Here is a 240-nt window from a genome sequence, read left to right on the forward strand (position 1 = left end):
GTTTTGCATGTCGAAGATGTAGTATCGCTTGGCGTCGACCGGGTGATCGAGATCACGCGCGAGGTTGTCGGCGAAGGTCCAGTCTATCTTTCCTTTGATATCGATAGCCTTGATCCCGGCTTTGCGCCAGGTACCGGCACGCCTGAGGTTGGCGGCCTGCAGCCTCGTGAAGCAATGCAGATCATCCGCGGCCTTAACGGCTTGAATTTCATAGGATCGGATGTGGTTGAGGTGGCACCG

General features: G+C 56.2%; 1 protein-coding gene. It reads left to right on the forward strand.

All coding sequences use genetic code 11. The features are described from left to right. A partial coding sequence (locus tag SB822_RS60510) for an arginase family protein (RefSeq protein WP_410859574.1) occupies positions 1 to 240 on the forward strand: 240 nt, incomplete at both ends.

It is taken from the genome of Paraburkholderia sp. SIMBA_054 (assembly GCF_046534875.1).
Lineage (GTDB): Bacteria > Pseudomonadota > Gammaproteobacteria > Burkholderiales > Burkholderiaceae > Paraburkholderia > Paraburkholderia hospita.